The organism is Secundilactobacillus silagei JCM 19001 (genome assembly GCF_002217945.1).
Lineage (GTDB): Bacteria > Bacillota > Bacilli > Lactobacillales > Lactobacillaceae > Secundilactobacillus > Secundilactobacillus silagei.
On sequence record NZ_BCMG01000003.1, the window covers coordinates 214578 to 234968 of the forward strand.

The 20391-nt window shown below is 45.1% G+C and carries 20 protein-coding genes and 1 riboswitch; of the genes, 4 read left to right on the forward strand and 16 right to left on the reverse strand.

The window, feature by feature from the left end; all coding sequences use genetic code 11:
• Positions 1-155 precede the first annotated feature (155 nt).
• Entirely contained in the window at positions 156-971 is an 816-nt protein-coding gene (locus CES79_RS04145) for a hypothetical protein (protein WP_089136397.1), read from the forward strand.
• A gap of 64 nt (positions 972-1035) precedes the next feature.
• Here the strand turns inward: CES79_RS04145 and CES79_RS04150 are convergent, their stop codons facing one another.
• Both CES79_RS04150 and CES79_RS04155 read right to left on the reverse strand, forming a co-directional pair.
• Positions 1036-1635, reverse strand: coding sequence for a hypothetical protein (locus CES79_RS04150; RefSeq protein ID WP_054655279.1), 600 nt, complete (start codon positions 1633-1635; stop codon positions 1036-1038).
• A 238-nt stretch (positions 1636-1873) separates the two neighbouring features.
• On the reverse strand, positions 1874-2308 hold the full coding sequence (locus CES79_RS04155; RefSeq protein ID WP_089136398.1) for a GNAT family N-acetyltransferase: 435 nt from the start codon (positions 2306-2308) through the stop codon (positions 1874-1876).
• 503 nt (positions 2309-2811) lie between these two features.
• Here CES79_RS04155 and CES79_RS04160 point away from each other — a divergent pair.
• Entirely contained in the window at positions 2812-3756 is a 945-nt protein-coding gene (locus tag CES79_RS04160) for an FAD:protein FMN transferase (RefSeq protein WP_089136399.1), read from the forward strand.
• A 77-nt stretch (positions 3757-3833) separates the two neighbouring features.
• Here CES79_RS04160 and cytX read toward each other — a convergent pair whose 3' ends face one another.
• Entirely contained in the window at positions 3834-5018 is a 1185-nt protein-coding gene (gene cytX, locus CES79_RS04165; RefSeq protein WP_089136400.1) for a putative hydroxymethylpyrimidine transporter CytX, read from the reverse strand.
• 319 nt (positions 5019-5337) lie between these two features.
• Here cytX and rpsN point away from each other — a divergent pair, with 319 nt between their 5' ends.
• A complete protein-coding gene (gene rpsN / locus CES79_RS04170; RefSeq protein WP_089136401.1) occupies positions 5338-5607 on the forward strand; it encodes a 30S ribosomal protein S14 in 270 nt (89 codons plus the stop codon).
• A 46-nt stretch (positions 5608-5653) separates the two neighbouring features.
• Here rpsN and CES79_RS04175 read toward each other — a convergent pair whose 3' ends face one another.
• From CES79_RS04175 to CES79_RS04205, 8 genes are all read right to left on the reverse strand, one after another.
• Positions 5654-6469 (reverse strand): hypothetical protein, encoded by an 816-nt coding sequence (locus tag CES79_RS04175; protein ID WP_089136402.1) that lies wholly within the window; start codon positions 6467-6469, stop codon positions 5654-5656.
• A 141-nt stretch (positions 6470-6610) separates the two neighbouring features.
• On the reverse strand, positions 6611-7813 hold the full coding sequence (locus tag CES79_RS04180; protein ID WP_089136403.1) for a class I SAM-dependent methyltransferase: 1203 nt from the start codon (positions 7811-7813) through the stop codon (positions 6611-6613).
• Positions 7814-7943: 130 nt separating this feature from the next.
• Positions 7944-10703, reverse strand: a complete 2760-nt coding sequence (locus tag CES79_RS04185) for a cation-translocating P-type ATPase (RefSeq protein WP_054655271.1) — start codon at positions 10701-10703, stop codon at positions 7944-7946.
• 166 nt (positions 10704-10869) lie between these two features.
• Positions 10870-11037, reverse strand: coding sequence for a hypothetical protein (locus CES79_RS12815; RefSeq protein WP_159459457.1), 168 nt, complete (start codon positions 11035-11037; stop codon positions 10870-10872).
• An 89-nt stretch (positions 11038-11126) separates the two neighbouring features.
• A complete protein-coding gene (locus CES79_RS04190; protein WP_054655269.1) occupies positions 11127-11453 on the reverse strand; it encodes a carboxymuconolactone decarboxylase family protein in 327 nt (108 codons plus the stop codon).
• 12 nt (positions 11454-11465) lie between these two features.
• A complete protein-coding gene (locus CES79_RS04195) occupies positions 11466-11873 on the reverse strand; it encodes a cupin domain-containing protein (RefSeq protein ID WP_054655267.1) in 408 nt (135 codons plus the stop codon).
• Between the two features lie 12 nt (positions 11874-11885).
• Positions 11886-12629 (reverse strand): SDR family oxidoreductase, encoded by a 744-nt coding sequence (locus CES79_RS04200; protein WP_054655264.1) that lies wholly within the window; start codon positions 12627-12629, stop codon positions 11886-11888.
• A 122-nt stretch (positions 12630-12751) separates the two neighbouring features.
• The gene (locus CES79_RS04205; RefSeq protein WP_089136404.1) at positions 12752-13636 is read right to left on the reverse strand and encodes a LysR family transcriptional regulator; all 885 of its coding nucleotides are present in this window, start codon (positions 13634-13636) and stop codon (positions 12752-12754) included.
• Positions 13637-13794: 158 nt separating this feature from the next.
• On the opposite strand from CES79_RS04205, the gene CES79_RS04210 reads away from it, so the two are divergent.
• A complete protein-coding gene (locus CES79_RS04210; RefSeq protein WP_089136405.1) occupies positions 13795-14484 on the forward strand; it encodes a GTP pyrophosphokinase in 690 nt (229 codons plus the stop codon).
• A 125-nt stretch (positions 14485-14609) separates the two neighbouring features.
• Here the strand turns inward: CES79_RS04210 and ribH are convergent, their stop codons facing one another.
• The 5 genes from ribH to CES79_RS04235 all read right to left on the reverse strand — a co-directional run bounded on the left by ribH (position 14610) and on the right by CES79_RS04235 (position 20073).
• Positions 14610-15071, reverse strand: a complete 462-nt coding sequence (ribH, locus tag CES79_RS04215) for a 6,7-dimethyl-8-ribityllumazine synthase (RefSeq protein ID WP_054655262.1) — start codon at positions 15069-15071, stop codon at positions 14610-14612.
• Complete coding sequence (ribA, locus tag CES79_RS04220; RefSeq protein ID WP_089136406.1) at positions 15072-16280, reverse strand: GTP cyclohydrolase II; 1209 nt, start codon at positions 16278-16280, stop codon at positions 15072-15074.
• Positions 16277-16879, reverse strand: a complete 603-nt coding sequence (locus CES79_RS04225; protein WP_054655260.1) for a riboflavin synthase — start codon at positions 16877-16879, stop codon at positions 16277-16279. The genes ribA and CES79_RS04225 overlap by 4 nt, the downstream gene beginning before the upstream one ends.
• 2 nt (positions 16880-16881) lie before the next feature.
• Positions 16882-17925 (reverse strand): bifunctional diaminohydroxyphosphoribosylaminopyrimidine deaminase/5-amino-6-(5-phosphoribosylamino)uracil reductase RibD, encoded by a 1044-nt coding sequence (ribD, locus tag CES79_RS04230; RefSeq protein WP_089136407.1) that lies wholly within the window; start codon positions 17923-17925, stop codon positions 16882-16884.
• A gap of 125 nt (positions 17926-18050) precedes the next feature.
• A riboswitch (FMN riboswitch) is annotated at positions 18051-18206 on the reverse strand.
• 61 nt (positions 18207-18267) lie between these two features.
• Positions 18268-20073 (reverse strand): heavy metal translocating P-type ATPase, encoded by a 1806-nt coding sequence (locus tag CES79_RS04235; protein WP_089136408.1) that lies wholly within the window; start codon positions 20071-20073, stop codon positions 18268-18270.
• Positions 20074-20391 lie beyond the last annotated feature (318 nt).

Here is a 20391-nt window from a genome sequence, read left to right on the forward strand (position 1 = left end):
TTTTAATTTCGTTTACATTTTCACACACATTTTTTGTAATCGCTTTTATAAATGATTTCCTATTTTATCGCTTATTTAATCGCATTCATGTTATTATGTCCCGTTTTATAGTAGAATTGACTTTTAAATTAGGTTCATTTTGAGGAGGGAATCCTTTGCTGCGTATTAAACACTTATTATTTGGGAGTATGGCTTTATTGATTGGCCTTTTCTTAACCGCTTGCGGCAATCAAAAGGTTCAGACCCAGCCAGTCACTAAATTGGCGTTGATCAAATCAGGCCAAACTGCCCGACCGCGTATTTGGTATCATTTTTCTCAAGCGCAAGCTCAGGTCACTGCCAACTCCGCTGTTAACGGGATCTTTGTCCTTCAAAAAGGGAAAGCGACTACTTATATGCTGCCAACTGGTAAGCATCAGGTCCCTTTAAAACAATTGACCAAAATGTCGACTGCTAACCAGATCAAATGGGCGAAAAATAAGGACCGGGAAGCTTTTCGCACTGGCGTTACTGCTCAGCAAACTCAAGCTGCCAATAATATTGCGGGTATTAAATCTGACTTAAAACGGCTACGAAAAAACAATGGCGAACCGTCACAAATCAAGGCGTTACAGCAGTATTTGAAAATTAATCAAGCAATCCACGATAATCCTAGCAACTACGCAGCACCAGTTGCCTACCCGCTAACCGCTACCAGCCAGGCACAAGGTGAACAGTTTGGGTTAAAACTCTACCCCGTAAAGACCGTTCAGTATGGTGATGCTAACGTCATTATGGCCAGTGAGCTATCACTGAGTAATTACAATTTTAATCACCGCATCCAGCCTTACAAAATTAACGGCCACTATTACGGTGGTTACCGTTCCGATATTAATGCCCATTACTACCTCATTATGACCCGGGTGACGAAGCAAACGCGCATCATTTATGACCAGCAAAAAGCGGCTGCCATTTCTGGCACGACTAAATAGCTGTACTCAAAAAGCGCAATGACCAGTTACGACAACTGATCATTGCGCCTTTTATATGGATTTACTATTGCTTACTCTCATTCATAACGGTGGCCTGCCCGTTTTTAATAGACAGGATCACTGGACCGTTTTTAGACCGTTTCACTTGCAGGGTATAACTGCCCTTCAATGACTGATCGATTGACTGCGACATTTTCACGTAGTTAGCTGACATCGTCTTAATTGACTTAGCATTGGTTTTAGGATACTTCCACATCGTCGTGACCGATTGGATGTATTTCGCATTAGTGGGTGTTACCGTATAGGTCTTGGTGTCCTGATCAAAGCTCACATCACCGACATTTTTACCATACGATTTCTGTAATTGCTGCAAAATATTCTGTTCATTTTGATGCTGCTGCCTGATCGACTCAGACTCTGAACTCTTTTGAGCAAAATAGAGATTGGAATTGACGTTATTTTTAGTTGAGGTCGATTGCGTCTGCTTAGGTCTGACCCAGCCCTTTTCATAAACGTAGCCAAAGCTAAATAATAACCCAAGCACACTGATAATCGTGAGTATCTTGGTTGTGCCTACTAACCCGTTATAATGAGCTGCATACCACCATGACAGTCCGCCCATAACAGTCATGAGGCTAAAGATAAATACCAGAATGATTCCCATGTCGTATCCCCCTAGAAAATCAAAATTTTATTGTTTTAGATTTCGTTGATTTACCTATCTATTATAATTCTTTTCCAGTGGGTAAGGCTAAGGATAAGCAAAAGAGAATTAATTTTAGTCGTCTGTAGCTGTCATAGATTAAGCTGATTTCACTTTAAAGAGCCGATAAATTCCCTTAATTAGGAAATCTACCGGCTCTTTACTAAATCAACTCACACCTGTCACAGGCGTTGATCACTTACACACGCCACTTCATTTTAAGTTCAACTGCATTCGTATCCGGATCCACTACCCGGTCACTTTCAGCAAAGTCATGTTTCCGGTAAAAACGGACGGCTTTTTCGTTTTTTTCATAAACGGCTAGACTAATTTGCTGATAGTCTGATTTTAAGGCAAATAACAGCAAACTGCCGATACCAGTGTTACGATAACCTGGTTTAACAAACAATCCCGCCAAATAATGCATCTGCATCCCAGCAAAGCCAATGATCTGACCCTCTTGCTGAACCACGTAAATGGTAGCCTGAGATAACTGCTGCGCAACTTCTTTGGCCTGATTTTGCCAGTATTTAGCAGCAATAAACGGGTGCGCGTCTAAGTTACCGGCGAGCCAAATGCTCATTAGCGCCTTCTGATCAGCTGCAGTCAAGTTCTCCAGTTTTTCAACTTTCACTTTTTGACCCTCTCTTCTCTTTTACTCTTTAACCTAACTTTTAAGGTACGCCGCTCAGCGCTAAATGGCAAGTTTTCATAACTTGAATAAGTAATGCCACCTTTCGACCATTTAACCTTATATTAATGTTGCACTCATCTATTTTTAATGTTATAGTAACTTCAATCCATTCAATGGAGGTGACTTACACTTAGTTTCAAATTGTCGTACATAGCTATCTTTAATATGAAACGGAGGGTATGCGGATGAAAGAAACGACTACATAATGCTTGATTACCCTTATGAACCACAATCGTTTTTTGCTCATTTTTTACTCATCAAGTAATCGACTCTTCATAAGGATCATCAAAACGACTCGATAAACGACCCACTTGCGACTCATATAGTTTCACAATCTAGACGTTTCACGATAGAAGACCGACCGCGTTGACTGCATATATCAGCCAGCGCGGTTTTGTGTTATCTTAAATCTATAAGAACTTTATGGAAGGCGTGACCCCTAGATGATTCAAAAACAATATTATGGCTTAGGAACAGTTATCACCCTCTCGGTAAGTGAACCGGCAACGGCTGCTGATCTCGATGCAGGTAACCGTCTGATCAAACACTACGAAGACATTTTGACGGTCAACCGACCCGTCTCTGAAGTCATGTCCGTTAACCACGCGGCGGGACAGCAACCCGTTCAGGTCTCTAAAATTACCTATCAGCTAATTAAACGCGCGGTGGCCGTCAGCAAGTGGCAACTGGGCTTTAATACCGCTATTGGCCCATTAGTTAAGTTATGGAAAATTGGCTTTGACGGCGCTAATTTACCAGCCGATACCGAGATTAAAAACCGGCTCCAATTAATTGACCCCAACGATATTCACTTGGATGATGATCAGCAAACGGTCTTTCTCACCAAACCCGGTATGGAAATTGATCTGGGAGCTATCGCTAAGGGCTACATTGCCGATGCCATCAAGGACCTGTGGATTTCCATGGGCGTCGAAAGCGGCATTATTGACCTAGGTGGTAATATCTTACTGGTTGGTGACAGCGCGCGCCCCAATGGTTTATGGCGCATCGGTGTCCAAAACCCGCTCAAACAGCGTCACACTGCGTTAGGCATTCTCACCACCCCCGCCAAATCGATCGTGACTTCGGGCATCTATGAACGCTACCTTGTCATTAATGGTCATAACTACCATCATATGTTTGATTCCAAGACCGGTTACCCCATTCAAAATGACTTGGAAAGTGTCACCATTGTGAGTGACGTTTCCATCGACGGTGATATCTGGACGACCGAAGCCTTTTATCAGGATATCGATAAGGGGATTCCGTTGATTGAAAAACAGCCGGGATTAGACGCGATTTTTGTTACTCGTGACTTTAAAGTCGCCATGACGTCTGGTTTAAAGGATCGTTTTGAATTGACAGATAATCATTACCACCTCATTTAAACAACCTTGCGTAAAACAAAGACAGCCAGTTTCCCTTAAAACTTAGGAAATCTGGCTGTCTTTTCATATTCTCAAATTTAATCCGTCATCAACGGGTATTTTTTCGTGACTAATCCGGTTAGGTACACGCCTAAACCCAATACTAAGAGCAAGAAGAAGGTGGTGCCCAAGAAGAAATCTAACTTCTGCAGCCATGAATAGCCCACTACGCCAATCAACCACCAAATAAAGTTCAGCGGTACTGACAAGCGCTGGTGCATCAAAAAGACGCTCACGAATAAAATCGCAAACAGTGGTGCAAAGACCGCCCCAATCGCATACAAGAAGTTCTGGTAATACGACATCGAAACAAACAAGGCAATCAGTAGGCCTAAAATCGTCACCCCAATCGCAATCAGGTTGACCCGCTTGGTTTTGACCAAGTTAGCCACGTTCGTTGCCGCCGAAAAGGCATCCATAAAGGTTGTCGTCACCGTTGAAAACACGATGACTAGCAGTGCAATCATACCCATGCTGGAATGCGACAGCACCGTCGTGAAGTCGGATTGCCCAGTTAAAATAACGGTGAATAGTCCCAGTGAAAACATGCAAAAACTAGCAACAAAATAGCCGCTCACACTGGCCATGCTAGCTCTAAAGGGATGGTCAGTATGCTGGGTATAGTCCCCAATTAGTGGCAGCCAGGACAAGGCCATGGTGACATTCAGTTCCACCGCGCTGCCAAAGCTCAACGGTGAGAGGTTAGCACTGCTTTGCAAGCGACCCTCTTTGACAATGGTCCACAGCATCAACACCATGCCAATTGCTAGCAACACGACGATCACGTTGTTGACTTTAAACAGCCAGTCGTGATCCATCAGCAGCCATACCACGATCAGCACGGCCACGATCAACGACATCACCAAGACTGAATGGTAGTTAAATAACGTCTTTGACAATCCGTTCATCGCTAACTGGGCGTTGACGATCATCACCGCCGTCCAACCAAGTAACTGTAAGGCGTTGAGGCCTGAAAATAACCAGACCCCCTGCTTACCAAAAACCGTCTTAGTCGCTTGAATCGCCGTTCGGTTCTGCTGTGCTGATAAATAACCAGCCGGCAGTAAAAAGACAAAGCAGCCGATCACGTGCCCGATAAAGATTGCCAGCAGACCACTTTTCCATCCCAGTGGCGCAATTAGCGTCCCGGTCACAATTTCGGCAATCGAAATCGCCGCACCCATCCAGAGTAAAAATAAGCCACTGGGTTTTGTGTTACCCATTAAAATCTCTCCTCTTTTCAACAAAAAAGCCTTCCAATCGCAACTAGTTTTGCACGCTAAAAGGCTATTATTCAGCTAAATAACACTCGTAGTACATTAAATTGACAATCATTATTTTAACATACATATCGTAACCGGGCGTTAACCGTAAAGCGTAATTATTACAGTTTAATTAAATCAAGTCGAATTAGTAGCAATTTTGAACGATTATTGGTAAATTAGTAATATTGTTGTGGCGGATAAATACTACTAACACCATTGACCGCAATTACTTAATGAGTTTAATTACAGCAACATCACTAAGTCATTGGAGGAAAACATGGCCAAAAAATCAAAGATTGCAAGATATAACAAGCAACGTGAGCTGATCGAAAAATATGCCACGGTTCGGCGCGAATTAAAGGCTGCAGGCGACTACGAGGCATTGGCACAACTGCCAAAGGACTCTAACCCTAACCGCCTGCGTAACCGGGACAGCCTAGATGGCCGTCCACGCGGTTACATGCGGAAATTCAATATGTCTCGTCTGAACTTCCGCCAATATGCACACCTTGGCCAAATTCCAGGTGTTCGCAAGGCTTCTTGGTAAGCAATAACTAAAAAAATTCTCCCAGACTAAGTCTAGGAGAATTTTTTTATTGTTCTGGGGTAACCACGAAATGAATCAGACTGCGATCGTCAAAGGATCGGTTACCCGCCACAAGCCCCTTAGTTGACCGATAAGTGTGGCTGCAACTGGGGTCGTTTTTTAACACTTCATCTAAGCCGGCTTCCGATGCCGCTAAATTTCTGGCTGCTTTCGGATAGCCATCACTGGCCAAAACGATCTGGTGAGGTCCATCCGTTAACGGATAAACTTTCAACAGTGTTTCGGGAATGGGCTGGCCATTAAAAATACTATAGCCCCACTCACTGTCGTCTGAATTAGCAAATTGCGTGGCCTTTAAGATCCACGGCAGAATCGCTTTACGACCGGGATCTGCCTGCTGGTTACTATTGGGAGATAACCGTAAAATTAAACTGCGCATATCCGATAATACCAGGTCACTTGGTTTCGGATTGGTCAGTAACTGACCATCCAGATTAATCTGGGCGTCACCGACCTGCCACAGTTGATTGTAATACCGGGAATAAACGACCGCGACCGCCTGTAACCCCTGACTCTTAGGATCAGCCGTAAAATCAACTTGCTGATAAAATGCCGCGAAACGCTGATTGACTTGTTTGATCAGCTCTGGCAATCTCGTTTCCTTAGGCATGCGTTCAAGAATACCCGCAATCATGGTGGACGCTAATTTGCCAGTGGTTTTACCCTGATACTTAAAGTGCGACTTACTGGTAACGCCATCGACAATGGCAATAAAATCCGCCGTATTAACGATGGTATCCTCACACTTTTCATCACTGACTTTACCGCGAATAAACGCTTCTAGGACCTGAATTGATACCAACCTATCGCCCCTTTTAGATGTGTCTAAGATCATCATAGCAACTTACTAACAATTTTGTAAATGATCAGCAGCAAAAAACGAGTCGCCTTCAAAATTCAGGCAACTCGTCTTTTACCACCTATGTTTGAGATCTGCTAAACTTTAAGCGTTTTGCGCTGCCTTTTTATCGTCAGCTTCATAAACGTACTCACGGGTCATTGGTAAGCCAGTGCCACTGGGTGCTTTAACCAGTAGGTACTGCATGACATCAATGTTGCCGCCTTCAAATGAACCGGCACAAGCCTGCAGGTACATGCCCCACATGCGAGCAAATTCTTTACCGTACTTTTCGGCGGTCTTGTCTTCAACCTGTTTGTAGTTTTGATACCACATTTCCAGGGTCTTTTGATAGTGCCGACGTAACGGTTCAATGTCTGAAAATTGTAATTTAGCATCCATAATGTGCTTCAGATTTTCAGCCACGTTTGGAATGTAGCCACCAGGAAAGACGTACTTAGTAATAAACGGATCGACCCCAGCACCTTCATGTTGACCAGTGATTCCGTGAATCAGGGCACGGCCATTAGGCTTCATAAAATCGGCCACCTTCTTGAAGTACAGGCCAAGGTTTTCCTTACCCACGTGTTCGAACATCCCAACGGAAGTGACGTAATCAAATTGATCATCCACTTCACGGTAGTCTTCCAGCAACACGTTAACCTTGCCTTCAAGGTGACGGTCTTTGATTTGCTGTTGCGTATAGTCGTATTGTTCCTGACTAAGCGTGATCCCAGTAGCTTGCAAGCCGTATTCTTCAGCAGCCATGAACAACAACGTTCCCCAGCCGCTACCAATATCTAATAGGCGCTTGCCAGGTTCCGTCTTCAGCTTGTTTAAGATATGGTGCATCTTGTTCAACTGGGCTTCTTCCAAGGTGTCGTCATCATGTTCGAAGTAGGCACATGAATACGTCATCGTCTTATCCAGCCACATTTCATAGAAGTCATTACCAATGTCGTAGTGACTCTGAACGTCTTTTTCGCTATTCTTTTCAGAATGTGAGACCTTTGGAAAATGCTTGATAAATGGGTTATTCGTCAAAAAGCTATGGTCTGTCCGGTAAGCAGAGGCCACCAGTTCTTCAATACTGCCATCAATTTCAAGAGCACCCCGCATATAGTCTTCAGCTAACGTCAAGGTTGGCTTGTCAGTAAAACTCTTCAACGGAAGTTCTTCATTCATCCGGACTTTAACGACCGGTTCGCCTTCACCATAAGTTTCTTCCTTACCATCCCAGTAAGTCACTGAAATTGGAATATCAAATGCATGGCTCAATAATTGTCGATAAACGGTTTTTTCTAACACGTAACTGCCTTCTCTCTTATAAAATTAAGACTGACTCATGATCAAATTATGTTAACTTAATTGACAATACTAACTAATGCACTACCTTACAAGTCCTCAAAAGATTTGTCAACGGGGACCCACTGTTACCTTAATTGGTTACTGCCCGTCTTCTCACTCTCAAGAGCCACTTACGAAGTTCTTCAATTAATACGATTGGAATTGGAATAATGCATAAGAACAGCCAATCAGTTCCTAGCAGCGGCGTCATGTGAAACACCCCTTGCAGAACCGGTGTGTACGACAAGACCGTTAACAGGATAATTTCAAAAATAATCCCCGTCCAGATCATAGGGTTGCTGAACAAGCCGATTTTAAATAACGACTCATCCTTGGTTCGGCAGTTCAAAGCAGCCGCAATTTGACAGAAAATAATGGCTGCCAACGTCATCGTCGTGGCCCGACTGTACCCAATGCCGCTTGAGAGCAGCGCTTGGTTCGGCCAGCCAGCTTGGATATTAACAAAGAAGTACGCCAATGTGGAAACCGCGGAAGCAATTGCGCCGTACCAAGCAAAGGCTTTCCATAAAATACGCTTATTCAATAGATGGGCATTACGGGCCCGCGGCGGTTGCTTCATCACGCCTGGTTCGGCCATTTCAGAACCGAGTCCCAGTGCTGGCAGCATATCCGTTCCGAGATCAACCGTTAAGATCTGCATGATGGTCAAGGGTAACGGGATCAACCCGCGACTAAACAGGAATAACGCTGACGGTACCGCTTCTGGCATGTTGGAGTTCAGAATGTAGAGCAGGAACTTTTGCAGGTTACTGTAAACGGCCCGACCCTCTTCAACGGCGGCCACGATCGAAGCAAAGTTATCATCCGTTAAGATCATATTTGCGGCATCCTTCGCCACATCCGTACCAGTGATTCCCATGGCTACCCCGATGTTGGCCTTCTTCAAGGCTGGGGCATCATTCACACCGTCACCGGTGGAAGCCACCACTTCACCCATGGTCTGCAAGGTCGATACGATTCGATACTTCTGTTCCGGTGCCACCCGGGCAAAAATGATTTCCCCCTTTAAGGCTACTTTCAAATCGGCATCACTCATCTTATCCAGTTCGGTCCCCGTGACCACCCGGACCTGGTTAGAAGTTAAGCCAATCTGAACCGCGATTGATTTAGCGGTCAATTGACTGTCACCAGTCACCATAATGATCTTGATTTGCGCTTCATGGCACTTATTCACGGCATCATAAATTTCCGGACGCGGCGGATCAGACATCGCCGTTAAGCCCACAAAAGTCAGTTGTTTTTCAGCGTTAGCAATTTCTAGACCGTCAACTTGGTCTTGGTTTTTAAACGGTACTGCCCGATAGGCAAAGGAAAGTGACCGTAGCCCTTGTACAGCGTATTTCTTGTTAGCGGCATTGATAGCTTGCTTATCCGCGTCAGTTATTTCCCGGGCAATCCCATTTTCTTGAATCATGGTACATTGTCCCAGCAGATCACTCAAAGCCCCCTTGACGTAGATATCAAGCTGCTGATTTTCTTGGTGAATCGTGGTCATCATCTTACGACGTGAATCAAACGGTAATTCCTTGACGCGCGGCATGATCTTTAAGTGCTGTTTGGTATTGAAACCCGCTTTTTGACAGAGGATCACTAAAGCTGCTTCAGTCGGTGTGCCTAAAATCTTGGGTTTCTTTGATTTCGTATCATTTTCAACTTGCGTATCGTTATTCAGCGCAGCAATTGAAATCAACCGGTTTAAATCCGGCGTACCAGTTTTAGCCACCGGCTGATTATGTTGCTGGACTTGGCCATTATTAACATAGCCCTGACCAGAGACGGTAAACTCCCCCGTTGGCAGCCAGATATGATTGACCGTCATTTGGTTTTGCGTCAATGTCCCCGTTTTATCGGAACAGATCACCGTGGTTTCGCCAAGCGTCTCCACGCTATTTAGATCCTTGACTAGCGCGTGACGTTTCGCCATTTTCTGCACCCCTTGCGCTAATGATAGGGTCACAGTTGGTAATAAGCCTTCTGGGATAAACGCCACGATCATGCCTAATGCGAAAATAAATGATTTATTGATTGGATAATGAACAAAGAAAATAGCGGTAATAAAGAACAAGGCCCCAATAATCATTGCAATGATGGAGACCTGCTTCGTCAATCGATTCAGTTCCAGTGTTAAGGGACTGGTAATGTTACTCTGCTTTTCAGTTAACGACGCAATTTTACCAAATTCAGTGTTCATGCCTGTAGCAATAACCACCGCTTCTGCAGTACCAGCACCCACCGCGGTGCCGGCGTAAACAATGTTTGATTCAGAGTATTTCCCTTCACCGGGTGTAAATTCAACGCTTTTTAACTCTGGTACCGTTTCACCGGTCAGCGCCGATTGATCGACCTGCAGCGAAGTCGCTGCCATCAATCTGGCATCCGCTGGCACCGCATTACCGGCTTGAAGGTCAAACACATCGCCGGGGACGAGGTCCAATGCGTCGATCTGTTTAACTTTACCGTCCCGATGAACCCGCGTGTAAGTTGGCAGCATGGCCATCAGTGAATCCGTTGCCTTAGCTGCCCGATGCTCCTGCCAATAACTAAAAACCCCATTAATGATATTGACTGCCCAAATGGCGATCCCCAGTTCCACGGAACCGCTTAGCATCGCAATAATACCGCTGACCCACAGTAAGATCGCCATCAGACTGGTAAAGTTCTTCAAAAAAATCACTAGCTGTGATTGCTGCTTTTGCCGGTGAATCGTATTTTGACCGTATGTTTGTAATCGTTTGGCTGCCACATCTTCACTAAGGCCTGCTTCATTCGTTTTCAAATCGCTCAAGAGTTCAGCTAAAGGCCTTGTTGCGTCTCGATTTTCATCACTCATCACTATCGCCAGCTTACTTTCAAATTAATGAATGCGTGCTCACTCAGCATGATTGTTCACTTATGCACATTATACATCTTCTATCCAGTTTTGTATTTAATCCACTCTAAAAAGAGGCTGAACCGCATTGGGTTCAACCTCTTCATTAGTTATTAAAATTAAATGCTTAACCGCGTAAGTTAATCATTAAATCAACTCGACCTTGGTCCTGTGATTTAATTTTTAATTCGTTCTGGGCATTAGTAGTAGCCTGCTTCCCCTTTTTAATGAGGTTTTGAATCAATCGCTGACCAAAACTATTGCTCATTCCTGTAATCATCCAAGTTCGTTTCATATGCCCAGCTCCCTTCAAGCGTCCATTAGTTGGGGAATATTTTACGCTTAATTATGATGAAGTCAAGCTAGAAACCTCTTTTGGGACAATTACTTGGCCGGTTCAAAAACCGTTCGCGCAATGCCAAACGCTGACCACGCCTTGGGCCAACCGGTATAGAAAGCTAATTGAGTGATTAATTCCACCATTTCAGTTTTCGTCACACCGTGCTTTTTGGCGATTTTCATGTGGGCTTCTAATTGTGGAAATAACCCTTGTGCCATTAATGCCGCGCAGGTGATCAGACTGCGATCCCGAGCTGGCAACTGTTCTTCGCGTGACCAGACTTGGCCAAATAACACATCGTCGTTCAAAGCGGCAAACTGCGGTGCGAAGTCACCTAAATTATCACGGCCAGCTGTTTGTTTTTCTACCATTGTATTGCCCTCCTAATCTAATGCATCATAGTCAGCGTCACTCACCGGTTCCAACCATTCGGGCGTTCCCGCGGTGATTGCAACGTGAGCAAACCAGCTGTCTTTAGCAGCACCATGCCAGTGTTTAACGCCATCGTGGGTCACAATAACGTCGCCAGCAGTTAGTTTCTGAGCTGGTTTTCCCGCTTCTTGATACCAGCCGCGACCACCAGTAACGAGTAAAATCTGAAAACCATCGTGGTGAATGTGCCAGTTATTGCGACAGCCGGGTTCAAAGGTAACGTTACTAACACCCACGTTTACAGCTGGGTCATTCACTAAACTCTGTAAGTAGCTTTGACCCACAAAGTACTGCGCGTAAGCCTCATTTTTATCTCCTAGTGGAAAAATACTATTTTTAAGCTGTTCATTTCTATCCATATTAATTGCCTCCTAGGCTTGTTTTGTCGGGTAAATCGTAAATTCATTCACATTCACGTCTGCCGGCTGATCAATCGCAAAGTCCACTACCCGGGCAATGGCGTCCGGTGTGATGCCCACTTTGGCATACAGTTGTTTCATGCCAGTCAGCGCCGACTGATCCGTGATGGTCTGCAGTAATTCGGTATTGATGGCTGCTGGATACAGGGTGGCGGTGCGAATATTGGTTCCTTCTTGAGCGGATTCCGTCCGGATAACTTCCATTAAATTACGAACCGCAAACTTGGTTGCCCCATAGACACCCGAGCCCGGAAAACTCTTGATGCCGGCAACTGAAGAAGTCGTAATGATCTGACCTGACCGCCGCTTGGTAAAGATTGGCATAACAGCCGCAACTCCGTTTAACACGCCCTTTAAATTAATGTCGATCATGTCATTCCACTCAGCCGTTTTCAGGGCACTGATCGGTGACGTTGGCATGATACCCGCGTTGTTAAAAATCACGTCGGGTTCGCCAAAGGCCTCTTGCGCAGCAGCCACTAATGCCGTTAGGTCTGCTGGCTGCGTCACATCGGTTACCCGATAGATGGCCTGACCACCAGCTTGCTGGATGCCATCGACAATGGTCTGTAACTTACCTGCGCGACGGGCACCCAAAACTAACTTGGCTCCGTGCTTGGCTAACAGCTTGGCAGTCGCTTCACCAATACCAGATGATGCACCAGTAATCAGCACGATTTTATTTTTAATTGTCATGTTTTTCTCCTTTACATTACCCTGTGACTTCAACAAGGCTTAGTTTAGGTTGAAAATTAGCATTCGTCTAATGCTTAAAAAAACGGCTACCATGCTTAATGAGCATAGTAGCCGTTTCAGAATTAATTTTGAAAACTATCTTTAAACTTCTTAATAAACTGATCAACAACGGGCGTTAAAATCCGTTCACGTCGCCAAACCAACACACAATTAGTCTCAATTGTTGGTGCTAACGGAACGAAGCTAACTTCTTTGGGCTTACGCCCACTAATAGCACCTTCGATCATTAAGGCTGGTGCAACCCCGTGGGCAACCAGTGAAATCACGTTAAAGGAGAGATTGAAGTGCCCTTTGACTCGTAATCTTGAAATTGGCGCCTGTGCCCAGTGGCTGAGCATGTCCTGCACCTCATGTCGGCCGGATAGGATTAAAGGTGTCCGCACCAGGTCAGTTGGTGAGATTGAGGCTTGCCGTGCCAACGAGGAACTTGAAGAGACTAATAGCCCCCAACGTTCACGTCGTGGTAAAGTCAGCGTTTGATACTTTTCCGTATCCACTGGCTGCAAGAGAATCGCCACATCCAGTAACCCCTTATCCAGCCGTTCTTTGATGATATCACTGGTACCGCTAAAGATATCAAAGGTCACCTGCGGATAATCGTGAACGAATTCTTCTAGTATCATGGATAAAGTATCGGAATTATCCGCTTCAACGCAGCCAATGTTAATGTTGCCGCTAAATAACTGCTGTTTACGGGTTTCGAATGCCAAGGTAGTTTGCTGCGAGAGTTCCAGAATCTCGGCCGCCCGACTTTGCAGGAATAGCCCCGCGTCCGTAAGTGTTAAATGATGATGTTCACGAATAAATAACGCTGTCCCCAATTCGTCTTCGAGGAGTTTTAGCTGCCGGCTCAAAGTGGGTTGGGTAATATGTAAGATTGCGGCTGCTTTGGAGATATTGCCCTCCTCTGCAATCGTGTAAAAATAACGCAGTAATCTCAGTTCCAAAATCTCACCCCCAAATACATTTGTTTAAGTTTAAGTGCTAGTCTCTGGATTGTAAAGTCGGCTATCAAGTTAAAAAATATTCACATGTTAGTCTTAACTTCACTCGTATCAGCGTTAAGTGCTAGAATAACAGCATCAACATCCAAAGGAGTATTAATATGATTTTGCAACGTAACAATTTACCTAACATCGATCAGGTCTCTGAAGAAATGAGTCACATGCTGGGAGATTACAACGCCAGTGAATTTCGACAATTTTTTGTTTATTATCTGCAATGCCAGGCTGGCGCCAAAGAGTTTAGTACTAAACTTGAAAATCTTGACAGTGAATTTGAAATGCTCGATAACCATAATCCAATTCATCATATGGAAACCCGAATGAAATCCCCTCAAAGTTTGCTTCGTAAATTAACTAAAAAGGGGTATGACTTTACGTTTGACAATATCAAAAATAATATTTTTGATATTGCGGGTATTCGGGTCATTACGAACTATCTTGAAGATATTAACACGGTAGAAAAAGCGTTGACTAAACAGTCTGACGTGACGCTGATCAAACGTAAAGACTATATCTCACACCCTAAGCCCAGTGGCTATCGGAGCCTTCACCTCGTGGTCTCCGTACCCGTTTTTCGAGCTGACGGACCAGTTTCAACCCCCGTTGAGATTCAACTACGAACAGTTGGCATGGACATGTGGGCCAGTTTGGAACACAAATTACGCTATAAAACCAATGTCGATAAGAAAAAAGTTGAAAAATACGGCGATCAATTAAAAGACTACTCCACGGAACTGAATCAAATCGAAACTAATATGCAGGAAATTTTTAATAATTTGCAGCACAAATAAGGCTAATTTCTAGCATCTATGTTTCACGTGAAACATTTTAATGCATAAAGCGGACGGACACGATTAATGTCCGTCCGCTTTACTATTATCGTAAATTTCTACTATATATTAAGCGCCTTTTTAAGTTAAAGCTGTTGCTCCAAATTAAGCATTTCAACCAAGCCATCCGCGCAATCGGCACCTTTATTATCACCTTTGCCACCAGCACGGCTAATTGCCTGTTCGATATTATCAGTGGTTAAAACGCCGAACATGACCGGTACCGGTCCGTTCAAGGATACCTGTGCCACCCCGTTAGCAGTCTCCGCACAAACGTAATCGTAATGCGACGTTTCACCGCGAATCACGGCACCAAGCGCGATGATGCCGTCTACTTGACCGCTGTTCGCCAACTTTTTAGTTATCCGTGGTAACTCTAAAGCACCAGGAACGGTCGCTACTGTGATATCGGCATCGCTCACACCATACTTTTCTAACTGTGAAACTGCCCCTTGTTGCAACTTTTCCGTTACCAGTGCGTTGAATTGCGCCACCACGATACCGATTTTAAACTCATGGTTAATTCTCGAATGATTTAAAATATTCATTTATTGAACCTCCTTTAATAGGTGATGAAATTTATTCTTTTTAGTCGTCAAATACGCCTTATTCTCCGGCGTTAACCCCGTTTCAAGTGAGATTCGCTGATTAACATGGATGCCATGCTGTTCTAATTGCTGAATTTTATCCGGATTATTCGTCATCAAGTTAACCGTTTTGACACCTTCTTGCCGTAAAATAGCCGCTGCCAGACCATAATTGCGGTCATCAGCAGGCAGACCTAAGCGTAAATTAGCCTCAACTGTATCAAGGCCTTGTTCCTGCAGTTCATAGGCCTTCAACTTATTAGCAAGGCCAATACCACGGCCTTCTTGGCGTAGATACAGTACCGCCCCACGACCAGCTTGCTCAATTCGTTTCAGTGCTTCAGCCAATTGAGCACCGCAATCACAGCGTTTCGAGCCAAACACATCACCCGTTAAACATTCCGAATGAAGCCGCAGTAATAACGGCTCATCACTGCTGATATTCCCTTTTGTAATGAGTAAGGTCGGCTCACTGTCCGCACCTGTCTTAAAGGCCTTCAGTTTAAAATTGCCGTACTTTGTAGGTAACTGAACGTTAGCAATCGTTTCAATGGTTTTAAGTTGTCGATACCGCTGTAATTCCGGAATGGTGATCATGGGTATCTGGGTTCCTTCGGCATAGGCTTTAAGGTCCTTACGGCGAGCCATCGTACCGTCTTTTTTTAGGATTTCACAAATGTAGGCAATCGGTTGGCTACCCGCCAACTTTGCCAAATCAACGGCCGCTTCCGTATGCCCATCGCGTTCTAACACACCGTTATCCCGCGCAATTAAAGGAAAAATATGACCTGGATGATAAAAATCAGCAAACTGACTATCCGTCTGAGCCAAGGCCTGAATGGTGGTTGCCCGATCATAAGCTGAAATTCCAGTACTGGTCGTCCGTGCATCAGTACTGATCGTAAAGGCCGTCCCAAACGCATCCGTTGCATCCGTTACCATCGGTTTCAAATCCAATCGGTGTGCAATTTCTGCACTCATTGGCACGCAGAGAAGTCCCCGGGCCTTAGTGACCATGGTATTGACGGTTGCGGGCGAAACGTATTCAGCCAGCCCCACCATGTCGCCTTCAGCTTCACGATCCAATGAATCTGCCACAACAATCAGCTTACCTTGTTTAAGTGCCTCAATAGCTGCTTCAATTTTTTGAATCAATGCTTGATTTGTCATTGAATTGCTTCCTTTCGCTGCATCGCTACCACGTACTTTCCCAAAACATCCGTTTCAATGTTGACTAGCTCCCCAACTTGCCGGTCTCCCAGCGTTGTTTGGTTTTGGGTATATGGAATCAAACTCACACTGAACCGTTGCGCATCCGTTTGGGTCACGGTTAAGCTGACGCCATCGATAGCGATTGATCCCTTTTTAACGATATAATCACCGTACTCTGGCGCAATCATAAACGTTAAGATGACCGCATTTTGATCTGCCTCACGTTGAATCAGTTTCGCGGTCGTATCAACGTGACCTAATACAAAATGCCCATCTAACCGTTCAGAGGCACCCAACGCTGGCTCCAAATTAACGCGGTCATGCCTTTTTAACTGTTTTAAATTCGTCAATCGACTGGTTTCAGGCATCACTTCAACGGTGATTTGATCAACAGTTGCCGCAGTCACCGTCAAGCAGATACCATTAACGGCATAACTATCACCAGCATGCGGTGCCAGTTCCGTCAATAGCGGTGAAGCAATTGTTAACTTAGCGGTATCGGCCAATCGTTCTAGTGCCACAACGTGACCCATACCTTTAATAATTCCGGTAAACATTTCTACACCCTCCTAGTCGAAATCCGAATATCTGGTCCTAACATTGAGATCGTTGGTTTTTCAAAACCAACTTGCTCTGTCAACGACTGACCAATTACGGCTGGCAGGCCACTGCCACCCAACAGCATTGGCGCCACATAAATCACCAAATCATCCACCAATTCAGCAGCGATAAAATCTGCCTGCAGATGACTACCGCCTTCAACTAAGAGTGATTGAATCCCCTCGTCAGCTAACTTTTGAACAATAGCTTTCGGCGTCCAGTGCGGGTTAACGAATGCTTGGATATTTGCGGGAAGTTTTGTTGACGCTGCCGTTTCACTGAAAAACCAGGTGGGCGCTGACTGATCAAATAAATGACTCTGCCGGTCCACGTCATCTATATGACGAACGAGTGCTGCACGAATTGGCGGAAATACCATTGAGCCAGTTCTTACCGTTAATCGCGGATTATCAATTGACAGGGTATGCTCACCCACTAAAATGACTTGCTGATGCTGTCTCAATCGTTGTGTATCCTGCTGGGCAGCCGTTTGGGTAAGCACCGTCCGTTCCTTCTTAGCACCATTAATTTTGCCATCTAATGACATGGCATATTTTAAGGTCACCAACGGCCGCTGATGCTGATAGAAATAGTTATACGCCACGTTTAATCCCAGCGTCTCACCAAGAAGGTCAACCTGAATACCATGCGCTCTTAGAATTGCGATCCCTTTACCACTCACCAGCGGATTAGGATCTGATTGCCCGATAACGACGCGAGCAATACCGACTTCCGCTAAGCGCTTTGCACAAGGCGGTGTTTTCCCGTAATGACTGCATGGTTCCAAAGTGACATACATTGTGGCACGCTTGGCCTGACTGATATCTGCTAGCTGTGCCAGCGCGTCAATTTCTGCGTGTCGCTGACCAAACTGATGATGATAGCCCACTGCCAAGACTTGCTGATTCTTAACGATCACTGCACCAACTTGCGGATTAGTCCAAGTTGCCTGCCCTTTTTTAGCGGCATCGACCGCTATTTGAAAATATTTTGACTCTATCAAACCTCATTCACCTCACGAAAAAAGGCCTCGCATTATAAAATGCGGGGCCTCATTAATTGATAAGCTAAACAAGATTTCATACGGAATGGTACACAAAAAAGTGTACACCAATGGTACGAAATAGTGCGTTTCTTCTCCCATCCAGACTTTAACTGTCGGTCCCAGACTCTCACTGGGTCAACCACGTAAACGTGGGTCACGGACTTCAGCCATGTTACGATTGCTTGTTCAATCTAACTGTCACCATCGGTCGGGAATTACACCCTGCCCCGAAGAAATCTATTCAGTTTTCATCAGCTATCGTACACTGAATCAATTTAGAATGCAAGAAACATCACAAGCTTATTCTTTAATCGCAATGCTTCGTGCCCGCAGTGCCCAAAGGATCGTCACGGTATCGACAACTTCTTGCAGCAGTGCGCCAATAATGGCTGGGATAACGCCAAAGCTGGCAATCAGCATCAGCACCGTACAAATGATGATTCCGACCATCACAGACTGCCGGGCAACGTGCATGGTTGCACGAGAAATTCGCACGGCAATCACGGTACGACGCAGGTCATCCTTTAAAATCACGGCATCCGCGGACTCACTGGCAGTCGTTGCACCGCTAGCACCCATAGCAATACCAACATCGGCCGTTACCAGCGATGGCGCATCATTTACCCCATCACCGACCATGGCAACTGGCCGTTGGTCTGCAGGCACTTGTTTCAGTACTTCAATTTTTTCGCCTGGCAGACATTCAGCATGCACCCGGTCGATGCCAACGGCTTTGGCAATCTTTTCAGCAATTGCCTGCCGGTCACCAGAAATCATCATTAAGTGTTTGATTCCCAGCTCATGTAATTCAGACATGGTGGTCACTGCTTCTGGGCGCAGTTCATCCGTAAAGGTGATGCAGCCTAAATACTGATCATCAGCGGAGACATAAACCGCGGTATCATCACGTTTTTGAATCGAATTATCCGGCATAGCGAAATCGGCTTTACCAACACGAACAACGTGACCATCAATTTGCGCTTGAACGCCGCCACCGGTCGTTTCTTTAACGTCACTGACGGTTGGCAGCTGATCTGGTGCCGCCTGCATCAACGAACGGGCCAGAATATGGTTAGACTGCTGTTCAGTGGCTGCTGCCAGCGTTAATAACCGTTTTTGATCAACGTCTGGCTGCGCAATGATTTCACTGACTTTTAAATGACCTTGAGTGATCGTCCCGGTCTTATCAAACGCCATGGTTTTAACCTTCGCTAACCGTTCAAGTGTAGTCCCAGTTTTCACAATGATTCCGCTCTGACTGGCCCGGCTCATCCCGGCAACCAGCGCAATTGGTGCGGCTAAAATCAACGGGCAAGGAGAGGCCACCACCAAGACTTCCGCAAACCGAACTGGGTCGCCTGAAACAATCCAAGCGGTCCCAGCAATCACGTAAGCTAAGATGGTAAACGGCAACGCATAACGGTCAGCCATGCGGACAAAATGAGCTGGCTGTGACTCCGCCTGTTTGACTAAGCGGACAATATTTTGAAATTGACTATCGGCAGCTTTCTGATCAGCCGTCATTTGAATGGACGCGTCGCCGTTGATGGATCCTGACATGACGGTATCACCCGTTACCTTATCAATTGGGCGTGATTCACCAGTTAATGAGGATTCATCCAAGGTGGTGCTCCCATTAATGATTGTCCCATCCACTGGAATAACTTCGCCGGGTTTGACCAGCAGCTGGTCACCGACACTAACTGAATCGATTGCAATTGCCTTGACTGCGCCATCTACCATTAAATGAGCCTGCTGCGGCGATTTTTCCAGGAGTGATTGAAGGTCCGCGTTAGCTTTGTGAGCAGCGTAATCTTCCAACGCGTCACCGCCAGTCAGCATTAAAAGCACGATGAGGGCCGCCCAATACTCGCCAATAGCTAAAGTGGCAATCACCGCTGTAATCGCCAGCAGATCCACGCCAAACTTACCTGACCGCAGCGTTTTAACCATGTCAATGAACATGAGCAGAGCAATCAGTGAACCAAGCACCGTCACGATAACTTGCGCCCAGACAGACTGATGCAACCCGAATGCCAATATAAGGGCAATTGCACCAACACTGACTACTGCCCATAACCGTCGATAATTAGAGAGTTTTTGCATAACGTCACCTCCCAGACAGTATATTTTACCTTTATTATACCTGAATTTATTGTGAAGTAGGTAACAATAAGACTAAATTTGTGAGTCGTAAAAAAATAAGCAACCTGTGTCATAAGTCTATGTTGGTAAGTATCCTAATTGATTTCTTAACTGAAAATAGTAATAAATGGCCATCTGTTCAATACTTCGATATGGCCTAATAGTGCGCCAAAACTCAGATTCCGGCCATTTAACTCAAATAAGACCCATTCCGATAAAGTTCATCGAAATGGGTCTTATTTGAGTTAAATTCTGGAATCTACCGAGTTTTGTCGCACA